Annotated in this window: 17 protein-coding genes and 1 tRNA gene; 15 read left to right on the top strand and 3 right to left on the bottom strand. The window is 57.4% G+C overall.

Features of this window, described 5'->3' with window-relative positions; all coding sequences use genetic code 11:
* The first annotated feature begins 76 nt into the window (after positions 1 to 76).
* From PZBJ_RS09745 to PZBJ_RS09760, 4 genes are all read left to right on the top strand, one after another.
* Entirely contained in the window at positions 77 to 1777 is a 1701-nt protein-coding gene (locus tag PZBJ_RS09745) for a protein-disulfide reductase DsbD (protein WP_101762302.1), read from the top strand.
* Positions 1778 to 1843: 66 nt separating this feature from the next.
* Entirely contained in the window at positions 1844 to 2422 is a 579-nt protein-coding gene (dicD, locus tag PZBJ_RS09750) for a division control transcriptional repressor DicD (protein WP_101762303.1), read from the top strand.
* Between the two features lie 108 nt (positions 2423 to 2530).
* Positions 2531 to 2606 (top strand) — tRNA-Phe (locus PZBJ_RS09755).
* A gap of 441 nt (positions 2607 to 3047) precedes the next feature.
* Complete coding sequence (locus PZBJ_RS09760) at positions 3048 to 3743, top strand: RraA family protein (RefSeq protein WP_101762304.1); 696 nt, start codon at positions 3048 to 3050, stop codon at positions 3741 to 3743.
* A 134-nt stretch (positions 3744 to 3877) separates the two neighbouring features.
* On the opposite strand, the gene PZBJ_RS09765 is transcribed toward PZBJ_RS09760, so the two are convergent.
* Complete coding sequence (locus PZBJ_RS09765; protein WP_101762305.1) at positions 3878 to 4798, bottom strand: DMT family transporter; 921 nt, start codon at positions 4796 to 4798, stop codon at positions 3878 to 3880.
* 270 nt (positions 4799 to 5068) lie between these two features.
* Here PZBJ_RS09765 and PZBJ_RS09770 point away from each other — a divergent pair, with 270 nt between their 5' ends.
* From PZBJ_RS09770 to PZBJ_RS09785, 4 genes are read left to right on the top strand one after another with little or no spacing between them, the layout of a single operon-like run.
* Entirely contained in the window at positions 5069 to 5908 is an 840-nt protein-coding gene (locus PZBJ_RS09770; protein WP_101762306.1) for a transporter substrate-binding domain-containing protein, read from the top strand.
* Between the two features lie 2 nt (positions 5909 to 5910).
* Entirely contained in the window at positions 5911 to 6621 is a 711-nt protein-coding gene (gene pxpB / locus PZBJ_RS09775) for a 5-oxoprolinase subunit PxpB (protein ID WP_101762307.1), read from the top strand.
* Positions 6618 to 7604, top strand: a complete 987-nt coding sequence (locus PZBJ_RS09780; protein ID WP_101762308.1) for a 5-oxoprolinase subunit C family protein — start codon at positions 6618 to 6620, stop codon at positions 7602 to 7604. The genes pxpB and PZBJ_RS09780 overlap by 4 nt, the downstream gene beginning before the upstream one ends.
* Before the next feature lie 20 nt (positions 7605 to 7624).
* Positions 7625 to 8398: a 5-oxoprolinase subunit PxpA gene (locus PZBJ_RS09785; RefSeq protein ID WP_101762309.1), complete on the top strand. Its 774-nt coding sequence runs from the start codon at positions 7625 to 7627 to the stop codon at positions 8396 to 8398.
* Between the two features lie 33 nt (positions 8399 to 8431).
* Here PZBJ_RS09785 and PZBJ_RS09790 read toward each other — a convergent pair whose 3' ends face one another.
* Complete coding sequence (locus PZBJ_RS09790; protein ID WP_101762310.1) at positions 8432 to 9634, bottom strand: pyridoxal phosphate-dependent aminotransferase; 1203 nt, start codon at positions 9632 to 9634, stop codon at positions 8432 to 8434.
* Positions 9635 to 10119: 485 nt separating this feature from the next.
* Here PZBJ_RS09790 and nac point away from each other — a divergent pair, with 485 nt between their 5' ends.
* The 7 genes from nac to PZBJ_RS09825 all read left to right on the top strand — a co-directional run bounded on the left by nac (position 10120) and on the right by PZBJ_RS09825 (position 15024).
* Positions 10120 to 11043 (top strand): nitrogen assimilation transcriptional regulator NAC, encoded by a 924-nt coding sequence (gene nac / locus PZBJ_RS09795; RefSeq protein ID WP_049851333.1) that lies wholly within the window; start codon positions 10120 to 10122, stop codon positions 11041 to 11043.
* Between the two features lie 109 nt (positions 11044 to 11152).
* The gene (locus PZBJ_RS09800) at positions 11153 to 11569 is read left to right on the top strand and encodes an acetyl-CoA carboxylase biotin carboxyl carrier protein (RefSeq protein WP_101762311.1); all 417 of its coding nucleotides are present in this window, start codon (positions 11153 to 11155) and stop codon (positions 11567 to 11569) included.
* A 112-nt stretch (positions 11570 to 11681) separates the two neighbouring features.
* The gene (locus PZBJ_RS09805) at positions 11682 to 12434 is read left to right on the top strand and encodes an SDR family oxidoreductase (protein ID WP_101762312.1); all 753 of its coding nucleotides are present in this window, start codon (positions 11682 to 11684) and stop codon (positions 12432 to 12434) included.
* Between the two features lie 22 nt (positions 12435 to 12456).
* Positions 12457 to 13152 carry an amino acid ABC transporter permease gene (locus PZBJ_RS09810; RefSeq protein ID WP_061718311.1) on the top strand — a complete coding sequence of 232 codons (696 nt, stop codon included), beginning with the start codon at positions 12457 to 12459 and terminating at the stop codon, positions 13150 to 13152.
* 5 nt (positions 13153 to 13157) lie between these two features.
* Positions 13158 to 13913, top strand: coding sequence for an amino acid ABC transporter permease (locus PZBJ_RS09815; protein WP_101762313.1), 756 nt, complete (start codon positions 13158 to 13160; stop codon positions 13911 to 13913).
* 9 nt (positions 13914 to 13922) lie between these two features.
* Positions 13923 to 14660: an amino acid ABC transporter ATP-binding protein gene (locus PZBJ_RS09820; protein ID WP_101762314.1), complete on the top strand. Its 738-nt coding sequence runs from the start codon at positions 13923 to 13925 to the stop codon at positions 14658 to 14660.
* Positions 14661 to 14748: 88 nt separating this feature from the next.
* Positions 14749 to 15024 carry a YmdA family protein gene (locus PZBJ_RS09825; RefSeq protein WP_101762315.1) on the top strand — a complete coding sequence of 92 codons (276 nt, stop codon included), beginning with the start codon at positions 14749 to 14751 and terminating at the stop codon, positions 15022 to 15024.
* Positions 15025 to 15064: 40 nt separating this feature from the next.
* Here PZBJ_RS09825 and PZBJ_RS09830 read toward each other — a convergent pair whose 3' ends face one another.
* Positions 15065 to 16075 (bottom strand): fimbrial protein, encoded by a 1011-nt coding sequence (locus tag PZBJ_RS09830; RefSeq protein WP_101762316.1) that lies wholly within the window; start codon positions 16073 to 16075, stop codon positions 15065 to 15067.

Genomic DNA, 16075 nt, shown 5'->3' on the forward strand with positions numbered 1-16075 from the left:
ACATCCTGAAAACCTCGTGGCGAAGCGGTCGTGTTATTATCGCGGCCTATTCGCCACCGGAGCTCATTCATTCGCTATGGCTGCACGACTCTTTCGCCTTGCCGGCTTTTGCCTGGCGCTGGTTTTCTGCCTTTCGGCACAAGCCTCACTCTTCTCCCCGAACAATAACAGCCGCTTTGTGCCGGTTGATCAGGCGTTTGGCTTCGATTTCACTCAGCAAGGCAATCAGCTGACGCTCAGCTGGAAAGTGAAGGATGGCTACTATCTCTATCGCCAGCAAATCCACGTCACGCCGCAAAAAGCGCAAATTGCTCCACTCACGCTGCCGCCGGGCCAGCCGCACCAAGATGAGTTCTACGGCAAAAGTGAAATTTATCCGCAGGATCTGCAACTGCCGATCACGCTGCGCCAGGCCGCTGCCGGCGCGGCCGTCACCGTGACCTATCAGGGCTGTGCGGCTGCGGGCTTCTGCTATCCGCCGGAAACCCGCGCGGTGCCGCTGAGCGCGGTTGCCGCCAATCAGGCTGCGCCTGCGGTCAGTGCGCAGCCCGCCAATCACAGCACGCCGCTGCCGTTTTCACCGCTTTGGGCGCTGCTGATTGGTATTGGCGTCGCTTTCACGCCGTGTGTGCTGCCGATGTATCCGCTGATCTCCAGCATCATTTTAGGAGGCCCGCGCCGCTATTCGATGGGGCGATTGTTCGCGCTGGCGATGGTGTATGTGCAAGGTATGGCGCTGACGTACACCGTACTCGGCATGGTTGTGGCAGCGGCCGGATTACGCTTCCAGGCGGCGCTGCAACATCCTTACGTGCTGATTGGCTTGTCGGCGCTGTTTATCGTGCTGGCGCTGTCGATGTTTGGCCTGTTCTCGCTGCAATTGCCTGCCAGCCTGCAAACGCGCCTCACGCTGTGGAGTAATCGCCAGCAAGGTGGCTCGCTGCCGGGCGTATTTATGATGGGCGCACTGGCCGGATTGATCTGCTCGCCCTGCACCACCGCACCGCTCAGCGCCATTCTGCTGTACATCGCGCAGAGCGGTAATCTGTGGGCCGGAGCCGGCACTCTGTGGCTGTATGCCTTCGGCATGGGCCTGCCGCTGATTGCCGTGACGATGTTTGGCAACAAGCTGCTGCCAAAAAGTGGGCCGTGGATGCAAACCGTCAAAGAAGGTTTTGGCTTTCTGATTCTGGCGCTGCCGGTATTCTTGCTGGAACGCGTGATTGGCGATCTGTGGGGCATCCGTCTGTGGAGCCTGCTTGGCGTGGCATTTTTTGCCTGGGCATTCAGCCTCAGCCTGCGCGCCAGCGGCAAATGGCGCGTGCTGCAAGTCATCATGCTTGCCGCCGCGCTGGTCAGTGCGCGCCCGCTACAGGATTGGGCGTTTGGCAGCAGCAACAGTGCGCAAGCCGTGGCGCATCTGCCGTTCCACACCATCAAGAGCAGCGAGCAGCTCGACAGCGCGCTACAGCAGGCGCAAGGCCGTATCACCATGATCGATCTCTACGCCGACTGGTGTGTGGCCTGCAAAGAGTTCGAGAAATACACCTTCAGCGATGAGGGCGTGCGTAACGCGCTAAGTCAGGTACAACTGCTGCAAGCCAATGTCACCGCCAATAACGCGCAGGACAACGCGCTGTTGCAGCATCTGCAGGTTTTAGGTTTGCCCACCATTCTGTTCTTCGATGCGCAAGGCAAAGAGATCCCCGATTCGCGCGTCACCGGCTTCCTCAACGCCGCCGATTTCCGCGCGCATTTGCAGAATGTGTCACGTTAAACGACACTGTCAGCAGGACACTGCCCGTTCGTCCGCGAGCGGGCCCGCATTCCAGAGGAGAGTCACTTGCAACGTGAACAAATACTCGAGCATGCGTTGAATGTGCTCGAACAAAGCGGCCTGGCCGCCACCACTTCCCTAACTCAGCTGGCTGGCGCAACCGGTCTTGAAGCCGAACAACTCACGCGTTTCTGGCCCGATCGTGATGCTTTGCTGTATGACGCGCTGCGCTATCACGGCCAGCAGATTGACAGCTGGCGTCGTCAGGTACAGCTTGATGAACACCTCAGCGCCGAACAAAAGTTGTTAGCCCGCTACGAAGTGCTGAGTGAGCACGTCAGCAAAGGCCGTTTTCCCGGCTGCCTGTTTATCGCCGCCTGCAGCTTCTATCCGCAACCCGATCAGCCGGTGCATCAGCTAGCCGAACAGCAAAAGCGCAGTTCCTGGCAATTCACCCATGAAATTCTGGTCGATTTAGCGCTGGATAATCCCAGCATGGTGGCCGATCAGATGGAGCTGATTCTGGAAGGTTGCCTGAGCAAACTGCTGGTGAAACGCAACGTACAGGATGTCGCGACGGCGCGCCGTCTGGCGGAAGATGTACTTGGTATCGCGCTGTGCCGTAAAAATGGTGCGCTGGCGTAGCCTTTTTGTTCACCTTGTCTGAAAAGCAAGCAATCAATCACGATTGCACCGCTTTTTTGACGAAAGCCGTTGACGGCTGTAAGCCATTAGGGTTTAATGCGCCCCGTTGCCCGGATAGCTCAGTCGGTAGAGCAGGGGATTGAAAATCCCCGTGTCCGTGGTTCGATTCCGCGTCCGGGCACCAACATTCTGAAAACCCAGCTTATGGCTGGGTTTTTGCTTTTCTGCGTTTGCTCATCTCAGCTACTGCCTCCCTTCCCTCTATACATGCTGATTATCCAGCATTGATCGATGCCAATATATTTATCTCCAGCTAATACTTTTAATCTATCTCCCCATAATAAAACCCAATAAAATTAATTATCAGTGAGTTAAATTCATCCGAAATAATAATTCGTGATCCTGTCTCGGTTAGTCGTAACATCCCCTGCGTAACATCTGCGTAATCGCGTAAGCTTAATCACGTGCCAGTAATCATCCGATGATTCAGCTTGTTAGCTGAACACCCTATTCAATGAAGTAATGACTCATCAAAAACAAAAATAAAAATTCTTACTTTTACATTTAATTATTTACCCAGGAACACAACGCGATTAATTAAATCACTCCCTACAGGAAAATAACCATGAGCGCAGGAAACCGAATCTATTTACGTCGTCCCGCCGATGCCGAACCGCTGTTGGAAGCTTTTCGCCGGTTACCGGCTGCGGTGGTGGCGGATTGCATGAGCCGTTTGCCCGCCTTGTCGGCCGAGATCAGCCTGAAAACCGCGCCGCGCCAACCGATCATGTGTGGCCTGGCGGTGACGGTTAAAGCGCGTTCCGGTGACAACCTGATGCTGCACAAAGCGCTGGATATGGCGGGCCGAAACGATGTGATTATTCTGTCGAACGAGGGCGATCGCAGTCAGTCGCTGATGGGCGAAGTGATGGCGACCTATGCCAGACAGCGTGGTATGGAAGGCATTGTGCTGGACGGACCGGTCCGCGATATCGAAGGGTTGTCACGCATGGACTTCCCCATCTACGCCGCCGGTCACACGCCGGGCGGCCCGTTCAAGGATGGTCCGGGCGAGATCAACGTGCCAATTGCCTGCGGTAAAATTCACGTTTCACCGGGCGATATCGTGTTGGGCGATGCGGATGGTGTGATTGTGATTCCTCGCCAGGATGCAGCACGCATTCTCGAAGCGGCGCAGGCGTATTTAATCGTTGATGAACACAACTTCGAGCTGGCGAAAACCGGCTCACTCGAACGCAGCTGGCTGGATGAGACGCTACGCACCAAGCAGGTTGAAATCATTGATGATGTGTTTCGTTAGAAACAAAACCGCGCGATAAATCGCGCCGCTACCGATGCGTGCACCTATGTGTAGCGGCGCAATTCATTGCGCGATAAATCGCGCCGCTACGGATGCGTACACCTATTTGTCGCAGCGCAAATTATTGCGCAACGCTAAGGCGTACTGCTCACCATCGCCAGTTTGCGCTGGCGATTCTCACGCCACACCGCAAATATCCCGGCCAGCGCTACAATCGATGCGCCCAGCAAGGTGGTGCTGCCCGGCAGGCTGTTCAGGAACAGATAACCAATCAGCATCGACCACACCAGCGTGGTGTAATCGAACGGTGCCAGCAGTGACGCATCGGCGTAACGCAGGCTCAGCGTCACCAGAATCTGCGCCAGACCCCCAAACAGGCCGCAGCCCACCAGCAACAGCAGCTGTATCGCGCTGGGTTTGCTCCAGCCAAACAGCGCCGTCGCCAGGCCAATTACGGTAGTCATCAGTGAGAAATAGAACACGATCGCGCCCGGCTTCTCGATGCCGTTGAGGAAGCGAATTTGCACGTTAGAGGTCGCAGAGCACAGCGCCGCCAGCAACGCACATGCCACACCAATACTCGTCGTCGCGTTGCTGGGCCCATGGGAAAACAGCGCGCCGCTGGTGCTCAGGCTGGAAGAGAGCATGATCAAAATGCCGGACAATCCCACCACCACCGCGACCCAACGCGAAACCCGCACCCGCTCTTTCAACAACATCGCCGCCAGGATTACGGTAAACAGCGGCGCCGCATAGCTCAGCGCGGTGGCATCGGCCAGCGAAATATAGACCAGCGCCAAATAGTTAAAATACATGCCGCCAGTGCCGGAGAAGCCACGAATAAAGTGACCAGACAGGTTACGCGTCTTGAGATTGTCCAGCACGTTGCCCTGCATTTTCAGCCAAATCAGCAGCGGCAACAGCGCGATAAAACTGCGGAAAAAAATCACTTCGCCGGTGGGAATGGCGCCGTTCAGCCCCTTCACACACGCCAGCATCAAGGTGGCGCACAGCGCGGCCAGTATCTTCAGTAACACGCCTAATCGGGCATTCATGCTTTTTCACTTCTCTCTACCACATGCAATCGGCGGGACTGCCGAGAGGACTTGCAATCAGCCTGGCGAGAAAAGTGTGCGCTGGATAACACTTTTTTGCTCTGCCCGAATAGAAAGAACTTATGCGCCGCTTAGCCATATTTTTTTGCTATTGCACGACAGGGTTTCCCTCTTTTTCGCCTGAAAACAAAGCCGATATAGTCCAGAAAAGCGAGAACGCAGGCGCTCCGTCCCGGTGACGCCGTGGTATTCATCATTGAGGAAGTTCACATGACCATGAAAAGACTTACCACCATCGGGCTGGCACTGCTGCCGCTGCTGGCTATTTCGGCTGCGCATGCCGACATGATGGCCAACATCAAATCCAGCGGCGAGCTAAAGTGCGCGGTCTATTCGGACGTGCCGCCCTTCTCTTCTCCGGATCCGAAAACACGTCAGCTGGCGGGCATGGATATCGATCTGTGTAACGCGCTGGCGAAGCAGATGAACGTCAAACTGACGCTGGTGCCCACCTCGGTGGAAGCGCGTATTGCGGTGATTGCTACCGGCCGCGCCGACGTACTGATCGCCAATCTGGCCTACACCAAAACCCGCGGCAACCAGATTCAATTCAGCGATCCCTATTACGTCGCCAAGGAGATGCTGCTGGTCAAAGCACCGCTGGCCGACAAGCCGCTGAGCTATTTCAAGGGCAAACGCATCAGCGCCACCAAAGGCACCACTTCTGAGCAATCAATCCATATCCAAGGCGGCAAAGCGGTGACCTTCCAGGATTCAGCCTCCGCGTTCCTCGCGCTGGAGCAGAACAAATCGGTGGGCTTCGTCACCAACACCATGACCGGCATCAAAACCATTTCGCAGGCAAAAAAAGACGGCATCAATCTGGCGATGATCAAAGAACCGATGGCGCTGGAGCCGATTGGTGTCGGCATGAAGCGTGATGAACCGGCGCTGCTGGCCAGCGTCAACAGCAGCCTGAAGGCGATGGACGATGACGGCACCATCGACAAAATCTGGGATACGTGGATTGGGCCCAACACCGAATACAAAATGGTGCGCGAAGAGCGCGTACAGCCGCTCTCCAGTCTGAAATTTGAACCGCTGGAATAACCATGCCCGTGAAGTCGCACTCTGCTCTCCAGCCTGCCAGCGTTCCCGCGCTGGCTTGCTCCTCTGCTATCAAGCTCTCCACCATCGGCGCACGCGCGTGGCTGGTGGAAGCGCCAGGCGGTTTCGATCTCCCGGCGCAGCGCCGCATCTGGTCGCTGGCGCGCCTGCTGCATGCCGATGAAGCGATTGAAGCGCTGATCCCCGGCGTCACCAATCTGCTGGTACTGTTCCGCCATATTCCAGCTGATGAAATCGCCGTGCGTATGCAGCTGCATGCCGCATGGGATCAGGCGCAGGCGATCAGTCCGCAGGGCAAACTGATTGAAATTCCGGTGCATTACGGCGGTGAACACGCCACCGATCTCGAGGCGGTGTGCCGCCATACCGGTTTGAGCCCACGCGAGGTGGTGCGTCTGCACCATCAAAGCGAATACACGGTGTTTGCATTGGGCAGCGCGCCGGGCTTCGGTTATCTGCACGGTCTCGATCCGCTGCTGGCGACACCGCGCAAGAAAGTGCCGTCGCTTAGCATGTTGAAAGGAACCGTCACCATCGGTGGCGCGCAAGCGGGCGTTTCGGCGCTGACCGGCCCGAACGGCTGGAACGCGATTGGTTTTGCCGAGCTGGCGGTGTTTGACCCGCTGGCCGCATCGCCCGCGCTGATGGCACCGGGCGATCGCATCCGTTTTCTGCCGCAGAGGATTGAGCTGTGATTGAGATCGAACAGAGCGGTGCGCTCAACACGGTGCAGGATTTAGGTCGCTTCAACTATCGCCACATCGGTGTATCGGTGAGCGGTGCGATGGATCCGCTGGCGCTGCGTGCCGGTAATTTACTCCTCGGCAACGACGAAAATGCGGCGGCAATTGAAGTGCAGCTGTTCCCGTTCCGCGTGCGATTTTTGCAAAACAGCAGCATCGCGGTGACCGGCGCGGATTGCCGCGCCACGCTGGATGGCACGCCGCTGCCGCCGTGGTGGGGCTGCAGCGTGCGGGCCGGGCAAGTGCTGGAGCTGCGTTACCCGCGCAGCGGCGCGCGTGGCTATCTGTGTGTTGCTGGCGGCATTGATGTGCCGCTGGTGCTTGGCTCGCGCAGTACCGCGCTGCGCGGTGGCTTCGGCGGCGTTGAAGGACGTCCGCTGCAGCGTGGCGATCGGCTGGCACTCGGCGAAAATCGCGGCCCGGCACTTCCGCGCAGCGGCATCGGTATTGAACCGCCAGACAGCGCATTACACGCCAGTTTTCCCCGCAACAGCGCCGGAGACATTCAGCTGCGCGCCATTCCCTCCGGCGAATACCCACTGTTTGCCGCCGATGCCGCGCGCTTCTGGCAGCAATCCTGGCAGGTATCAAATCAAAGCAATCGCACCGGCTATCGGCTATCAGGCGATCCTATCTTCCCGTCAGAAACCGTTGAGATGCGATCGTACGGGCTGATCCCCGGCATTGTGCAGGTGCCGCCGGGTGGTGAACCGATCATCCAGCTAAGCGATGCCAATACCGCCGGCGGTTATCCGAAGATCGCTGGCGTGATCGAGCAGGATCTGTGGCGGCTTGGGCAAGTGCTGCCGGGCCAATCGATCCAGCTGATCCACAGCGATGTGCATGAAGCGATCGCCATCGAACAGGAAGTGGCGCGCTGGCTGAGCCGTTTGCGCTTCAGCTGCCAGCCACTGCGTAAAGCGCTTACCGTTTAATCCGCACAAGGAAACCAGACATGAAGATTGATGTGAATTCCGATATGGGCGAAGGCTTCGGCATTTACCAGCTGTGCGATGACGCCGCACTAATGAAAGTGGTGTCATCCGCCAATATCGCCTGCGGTTTCCACGCTGGCGATCCGGCGATCATGACCAACATGGTGCGGCTGGCGAAGGCACATGGCGTGGGCATTGGCGCGCATCCCGGCTTGCCGGATCGTCAGGGTTTTGGCCGCCGCGAACTGCCGTTTAGCGCCGAAGAGATTTGTCAGCAGGTGGCCTATCAGCTCGGCGCGCTGACGGCGATTGCCCGCGCGGAAGGCACCCACGTTTCCCACTTCAGTTTCCACGCCGCGATGGGCAACATCGTCAACCGCGATGCCGCCCTGGCGCAACAGGTGATGGAGTTAGTGGCGCGCATTAATAACGATCTGATCATCTTCGCCCAGCCCGATACGATCATTGAAGTCGCGGCGCAGGCGGCTGGCCTGAAAACGCTGACGCTGTTTCTGGCTGACCGCGCCTATGACGCGCGAGGCCGTCTGGTGCCGCGCGGCATTGCCGGTGCGGTGATCAACGAGGAAAGCGCGCTGCGCGCCCGCGTGCGCCAGTTTTTGCAGCACGGCACGGTGACGACGATTGAGGGTGAAGAGATTGCGGTGCGTGCGCGCTCGATTCTGGTTCACAGCGACACGCCAGGCTCCCTGGCGCTCGCCACCATTGTGCGCAGCGAAATCGAAGCCAGCGGCCATCAGGTAGCCCCGGCGGCGGAAGTTCTACAATCCAGGTAAAAAACCAAGTCGCCTTTTTTGGCGACCTGGACATTAAACACATCCACCACAAAACGCCGCAATGCGATCGCATCCCGTCTCTAACCGCTCCATGCTCGTGGCATACGACAAGCGGATAAACGGACTCATGCCGTACGCCGCGCCCTGCACCGTCACCACGTGCTGCTCCTCAATCAGCGCCAGCACAAAATCGGCATCATTGGAGATCAATCTGCCACCGGCGCTGGTTTTGCCGATGTAGCCCGCGATATTCACAAACAGATAAAATGCGCCCTGCGGTTTGTGACAGCGCAGGCCATCAATCGACGTCAGGCGATCCAGTACATAATCACGGCGCTGGCGATAGATGCGCGCGCGCTCCTGCAGCAGATCCTGCGGGCCTTCCAGCACCGCTACCGCCGCGGCCTGCGTTAAGGTGCAGACGCCGCCGCTGTTCTGGGTATTCACGTTGCTCATCGCTTTGATCAACGGCGCCGGGCCGCCGCAGAAACCCAATCGCCAGCCGGTCATGGACCAGGCTTTCGACACGCCGTTCACCGTCAGCACGCGGTCAACCAGGCGCGGCTCAACCTGCGCCAGCGTGTAAAAATGCACATCGTCATAAATCAGGTGTTCATAGATATCGTCGGTCATGATCCACACCTGCGGATGGCGCAGCAGCACCTCGCCCAGCGCGTGCAGCTCCGCTTGGCTCGCCACCGAACCGGTGGGATTGCTCGGGTAGTTGAGCAACAACCATTTGGTTTTGTCGGTAATGGCGGCGTCTAAATCGGCCGGCAGCGGTTTGAAGCCGTTCTCCTGCGTGCAGGGTAGCGCCACCGGCACGCCACCAGCGAATCTGACGATATCGGCATAGCTGATCCACGACGGCGTCGGGATCACCACTTCATCGCCCGGATTGATGGTCGCGAGGATCGCGTTAAAAATGATCTGCTTAGCGCCGCCAGCGGTGAGGATCTGGCTGACGTCGTAATCGAGCTGATTATCGCGTTTGAACTTCAGCTGGATCGCTTTGCGCAGCGCCGGCGTGCCGTCGGTGGGCGGATAGCGCGTATCCCCGGCGCGCGCAGCGGCATAAGCGGCTTCAATCGCGTGAGGTGGCGTGGGGAAATCGGGTTCACCGGTAGAAAGCGCCACCACATCAATGCCCTGCGCCGCGAGATCGCGGGCCTTTTGGGTCATGGCAACGGAGGCAGAAACGGTCACATTCTTTAATCGATCGGCTATCTCGGGCATGGGTTAATCCTGGCTCAGTGTCAGCATGAACGGTTTGCAGCAAGCTGCAAACACGACGTTTACCAGAGGATAGGTTTTTGCCCGAAGCGGCGGTTAATAGTGCTTTGTTGTGGTGATATAACACAAAGCGATGACTGAACCGACCGCACACTTTCGGCATAAAGGTGGCGAGCCTGATGTGGAAATGCGCGGCAGGTCACGCGCCAGCGCCTGACGCAATGTTAATAGAGTGTTACTTTGAGTGCCGGTTAACAGCGCGCAACGTCGGTTTACTCACTCCCATCATCGCCAAATCTAATGAGTGAATCGCACCATACCAGTGCAAAGTTCGCTGTTTTACCCTCGCCGTCTCGGCAACTGTCCAACTCAGCACCTGCCGTAGGAGGCACTGTGGCTCTACCCTCCTGTCTGAGTTCATTCGCGAAAGCTTATTTGGCATCAACTTTGCTTGATACCCGCTATGCGTTCTGTTGGAGGAAGCGTTCATGAATCTTCGTCGCCTGAAGTACTTTGTTAAAATTGTTGATGTGGGCAGCCTGACCCAGGCCGCCGATATTTTGCATATTGCCCAGCCCGCGCTGAGCCAGCAGCTGGCTACGCTGGAAGGGGAAGTGAATCAGCAACTGCTCATTCGTACCAAGCGCGGCGTGACGCCGACCGAAGCCGGGAAAACCCTCTATTCCCACGCGCAAGCGATTTTACGCCAGTGCGAGCAGGCACAAAGCGCCATCGAGCTGGTCGGCGCGTCACTGAGCGGCAGCGTCTCAGTGGGCTTAGCGCCGGGCACCGCGGCACAAAACCTCGCATTACCGCTGATGATGGAAGTGCAGCAGCAACATCCCGGCATCGTGCTCTACTTCAATGAGAACTTCGGCACCACGCTGAGCGAACTGATCATGAATGGTCGCATGGATATGGCGGTAATTTACGATCACCGCACCATTCACGGTCTGCGCTTTATGCCGCTGATGAAAGAGGATCTCTACTTCGTCTGTCCGTTCAGCCTCGCGCAACCGGTGAAAGAGATCCCGCTGGCGCAGGTGGCGCAATACGATCTGTTCCTGCCGCGCGTCTACAACATCATGCGCAAAGTGCTCGACGATGCCTTCGTACACAACAATCTGCAGTACCGCGTGAAATGCGAGATCGAGTCGCAAACCACGCTGAATGCCGCCCTGAGCGCCGGTCTCGGCACCACCATCATGCCGGAATCCGCCGCGCGCGCGATGCTGAAAAGCGGCGATGCGTGGATGGCGAAGATCGTCGATCCGGATGTGCAGGTGTCGCTGTCGTTCTGCATGTCGGATCACTTGCCGCTGTCACAGCCGGCTGAAGCGGTGAAATCGATCCTGCTGTCGCTGATGTCGCGCCGCAACGTTGAGAATCATCCTTTGACGTTGGTGGGATAAGTCCCGCTTATTGCCGCAAAGCGAAACCCTCTTACTGCCCGTATTTCGAACGCGCTAGATTACGATTTTGCCCGCTCAGGCGGGCGTGTTTCGCTTTGACGGGAATTCCATGGATAAAACCGCAATACCGCTGCCGACGCTGCGTGCGCTGGCGCGCAAGATGCAATCCTCCGGGCTGAACAGCCTGGCGCTCGATGGCAAGCACTGGTCAGTGCGGTTGACCTTCGCCGCCACGCCAGCCACGCCCGCGCCTGTCACGCTTCCCGCCGCTGAAAACCCCCTCATCCCGCAACGCATCGTCGCACCGATGCCCGGCACGCTGCTGCGCCGCCATCCGCATAGTCCGCAGGATTTTGTCGCGCCCGGCCAGCACATCGAGGCCGGTGCGGTGGTGGCGCTGGTGCAGGTTGGCCCGCTGTATGTGCCGGTGATCAGCCCGGATAGCGGCACGGTGCAGTCGTTCGCGGTAGAGCATTTGTCTGCGGTGGAGTATGGCGAGGACGTGTTGATGTTTCAGTCGCCATGAATGGCAGCCCTGCGGGGTTATAAGGGGCGCTTATTGCCTCAAAATTTTTATGTCTTATGCCCTTGCGGCATAACTGCATACAGTCAAAAGACGCCATAACGAGGAGAGGCAGATGCCATTTTCAGATTACAAAACCGCGCTGGTGACCGGCGCATCGGCGGGAATGGGCGAAGCGATTGTTGAGCGCTTGTGCCAGGAGGGCATCACCGTGCACGCGGTGGCGCGCCGGAAAGAGCAGCTGGCAGCGCTGGCCGATCGTACCGGCTGTATTCCGCACGCGGTGGATGTCAGTGACATAAAGGCGCTGACCGCGCTATGCCAGGATCTCGAAATCGACATTCTGGTGAATAACGCTGGCCTGTCGCATCCGGGCTCGATCCTCAATGCCGACGAGAACGTGATTGAAACCCAGGTGGACGTCAATCTGCGCGCGGTGCTGCATCTGTGCCGTTTGCTGGTGCCGGGCATGGTGGCGCGCGATCGTGGCCACGTCTTCAATATCACCTCGATTGCTGCCATCTACAACTTCAACGGTAACTCGGTGTATCACGCCACTAAAGCCGGCGTGCATGCCCTTTCGCGCCAGCTGCGCGTCGATTGCTACGGCGCGCGCGTGCGCATCACCGAAATTTGTCCGGGCCGCGTCGCCACCGATATCTTCGGCAACGTGTCTGGTGATCACGAAGAGGCGCGCCGCCGCTTCATTGATGGCTTTGAACTGCCGCAGGCCAAAGATATCGCCGACTGCGTTGCTTTCGCGCTCGCGGCACCGCTGGCGGTAAATATCGGCAACATCGAAATCACCCCGACATTACAGGTGCCGGGCGGTCTTTCCACCATGCGACCGGGCGAGCACAGCGCGTAGCAGGCGAAGATGAGGTAACAGAATGGCTCTCGATTTCAGCAGTGTGATAACCGGCCAATACGGCCAGATGATCGTTGACGGAACGGTGATCACCCTTGAACTGGCGTTGGGTGCCTGGCTGCTGGCGATGGTGCTGGCGCTGCTGCTGGTGGTAATTCGCCTGACTGAAAACCGCATCGCGGTTGGGCTGGTCAAAGCCTATGTCTCTTATCACCGCAATGTGCCAACGCTGATCCAGTTGATGATGTGGTACTTCGCCATTCCCACGCTGCTGCCGGAAGCGCTGCAGATGTGGATCAACAACTACAACGCCGAGTTCCTGTTCTCCCTCACCGCGCTGGGCCTGTGTCAGGCGGCGTACTTCTCCGAAGATATCCGCAGCGGCCTGCGCGCCATTCCCGACGGGCAGAACGAAGCCGCGCGCGCACTCGGCATGAGCTACGTGCGCGCCATGCACGGCGTGATCCTGCCGCAGGGCATTCGCAATGCGATGCCCGCGATGATCAACCACACGGTGCTGCTGTTTAAAAACACCAGCCTGGCGATGGTGATTGGCGTGGCGGATCTCACCTATGTAACGCGCGATATTGAGAACCAAACGTTCCGTACCTTCGAATCCTACATCGTGGCGACCGTGGGCTATCTGTTCTTCTCCCTGCTGCTGATGGGCCTTGGCGCACTGCTGGCCCGCCGCTTCCAGCGCGTCTATGCGAGGTAATGGCGATGTTTGAGATGTTCACCATTTTGCATGACAACGGCATGCTGCTGTTGATGGGGCAATACCCGAACGGTCCGATTGGCGGCGTGCTCTGTACGCTGCTGATCTCGGTGCTGGCGGTGCTGCTGGCGTTTCCGATTGGTGTGCTGCTGGGCCTGGCGCGCCTGTCGCCGTGGCGCTGGCTGAGCTGGCCCGCCACCGGCTGGGTTTATCTGCTGCGCGGCATCCCGCTGATGATGGTGGTGTTCTGGACCTACTTCTGTGTGCCGCTGCTGATCGGCCACAACATCAGCGGCTTCGCCACCATGCTGTGTACGCTGGTGATTTATGAGAGTGCCTATATCGCCGAAATCGTGCGCGGCGGCATTCAGGCGCTGCCGCACGGCCAATACGAAGCCTCGCGCGCGCTGGGCATGAGCCACCTGAAAACCCTGCGTCTGGTGATTCTGCCGCAGGCGCTGTTCAACACCCTGCCCAGCCTGGTTAGCCAGCTGGTGTCGATTATCAAAGACAGTACGCTGGGCTATGTGATTAACGTGCCGGAGCTGACCTTTGCCGCCAATCAGGTGAGCAATCAGCTGCTGACCAAACCGTTTCAGGTGTTCGCCATTGTGGCGCTGAGCTACTACCTCATCTGCTTCAGCCTCACCTGGCTGGCTAATAAACTCGAAGCGCACATTGCGCAGAAACGTCGTCAAGCACCGCAGCCAACGCCCAGCATGGCGCCCGCAGTGATGCTGACTAAAACCTCTTCGCAATAAGGAAACCGCATGGGACCGATGATCATGTTTAATCAGGTTAATAAATGGTACGGCGCGTATCAGGCGCTGACCAACCTGAGCGCCGAGATTAATCCCGGCGAAGTGGTGGTAGTGTGCGGCCCTTCCGGCTCGGGCAAATCGACGCTGATCCGCACCGTTAACCGTTTAGAACCGATCGATGACGGCCAGATTGTGTTTGATGGCACCGATATTCACGGCAGCAGCACGCGCCTCAATCAGCTGCGCACGCGCATCGGCTTTGTGTTTCAGAGCTTCAACCTGTTCCCGCATGTGACGGTGGCCGAGAACATCATGATGTCGCCGATGAAAGTACTGGGCGTAAAGCGCAGCGAAGCGCGTCGTCAGGCGGGTGAATTGCTGGAGCGCGTGGGCTTAGCGCATAAAGCCGATGCTTATCCGGCGCAGCTTTCCGGCGGCCAGCAGCAGCGCGTGGCGATTGCCCGCGCGCTGGCGATGAAGCCGCCGGTGATGCTGTTCGATGAACCGACCTCGGCGCTCGATCCGGAGATGGTCGGCGAAGTATTGTCGGTGATGCGCGGTCTGGCGCAGGAAGGGATGACGATGATGTGCGTGACCCACGAAATGAACTTTGCCCGTGAGGTGGCGGATACCATCTGGTTTATGGACCAGGGACAGATTCTGGAGAAATCACAACCAGAACAGTTCTTCACCCAGCCGCAGCACCCGCGCGCGCAGCGCTTTCTAAGCGACCTGCGATCGCATTAAGGGGGATATTTTTTCACTATCGCCATTTTTAATTAAAGTTTGGTCCTAACTTGTCGTTCTTCTTTATGCCACCACCAGGAGAAGACCGATGAAAACAGCATTCGTATTATTTTCTGGTTTGCTATTTGCCCAAGCCGTTCTGGCTGAGGGCGGTACCGTTTCTTTTACCGGTGCGATAGTTGAGCCTGCCTGTACGACGACGACCAATAGCCAGCATGCCGCAGTGCAATGTAGCCAGAATGGTGTCGATAAAGTGCGTCAGATTAGATTCAATAAGCAACAGCAGACGCTGCCGTTTCAACTCGGCAATGTCAGCGTGCAATCATCGGGTCATATTAAAGCTGTTGAAGTGATCTATCGGTGAGTCATCACTGACAATTTTCCCCCGCCAGGGGGAAAATTATTTATTGATAGGTCAGAGTGAAAGTCGCGGAACTGTTAGCTGTGCCAGGTGTAATGGTTGCGGTCGTTTGGTAATAACGCGCCTGAAGCGGAATGTTATAATTCCCCGCGCTGGCCGAGGTTCCGGCAACAATATTAGTGCCCAGTTGCACAGGCGCATTGTTAAACAGCAGCTGCACGCCCACTCCACTTGCCGTATTGGCACCTGATGTCAGATTTAATACCCCATTGGCGGAGTTTTGGGCATTTCCATCAATTTTCACATTGATGCGGGTGCCGGCATTACAGTTAAGCGGAAGGGTAAAATTACGCGTAAAGCTGGCATCGGGTGAACTGCCTGTCCCATTGAACGCACGCTTATCCACGTTGCCCATATTCACGGCGATGGCTGTATTGCTTACTGAACACGCCAGCGTTGTGACACTAAAACCATTCATAAGAATCGTCGATCCCGGTGAATGCCAGAGCGCCTGGTTGTTGCGCAAAATAAACGCTCCGGCCTCCTGCGCGGTAACCATCCCTGAACCGGTTGGCCCCGTTTTATAGAACTGTAACAACGCTTGCTCGCGCAGAGGTTGTCCCGCCATTAAGCCATTGACCGAACACAGCAACCTATTGTTCGCATTACCATCTCCCGTACCGGTTCCATCAACCCAGCCACTAAAGTTATTGCAGTTGTTCACTGAGATGGCACCGATAGCAAAGCCTATTCCCGCAATATTGGTGCTGTAAATTCGTCTGCCTCCAATGGTCGTGACATAGTTACCGGTGCCTTTTACGCCCACACTTTGATAAGTCAACGCGGGGGCCGTGTTAGTACAGTTAAACGTGTTCACCGCACCCGAGGTGATCTGGCTGCCAATCAACGATCCTACCGGTAAATCCCGTTGAATCACTATCGCAGGTGGAGAAATTGTTGTCGCTGCTGTGGTGGTAGTACAGGTATAAGCCTGCGCAAAGTTAACGTACAACCCAATAAAAAATATGCTCGGTAATAAAAGAAATAAACGCAT

Source organism: Pantoea endophytica (assembly GCF_002858935.1).
Lineage (GTDB): Bacteria > Pseudomonadota > Gammaproteobacteria > Enterobacterales > Enterobacteriaceae > Pantoea > Pantoea leporis.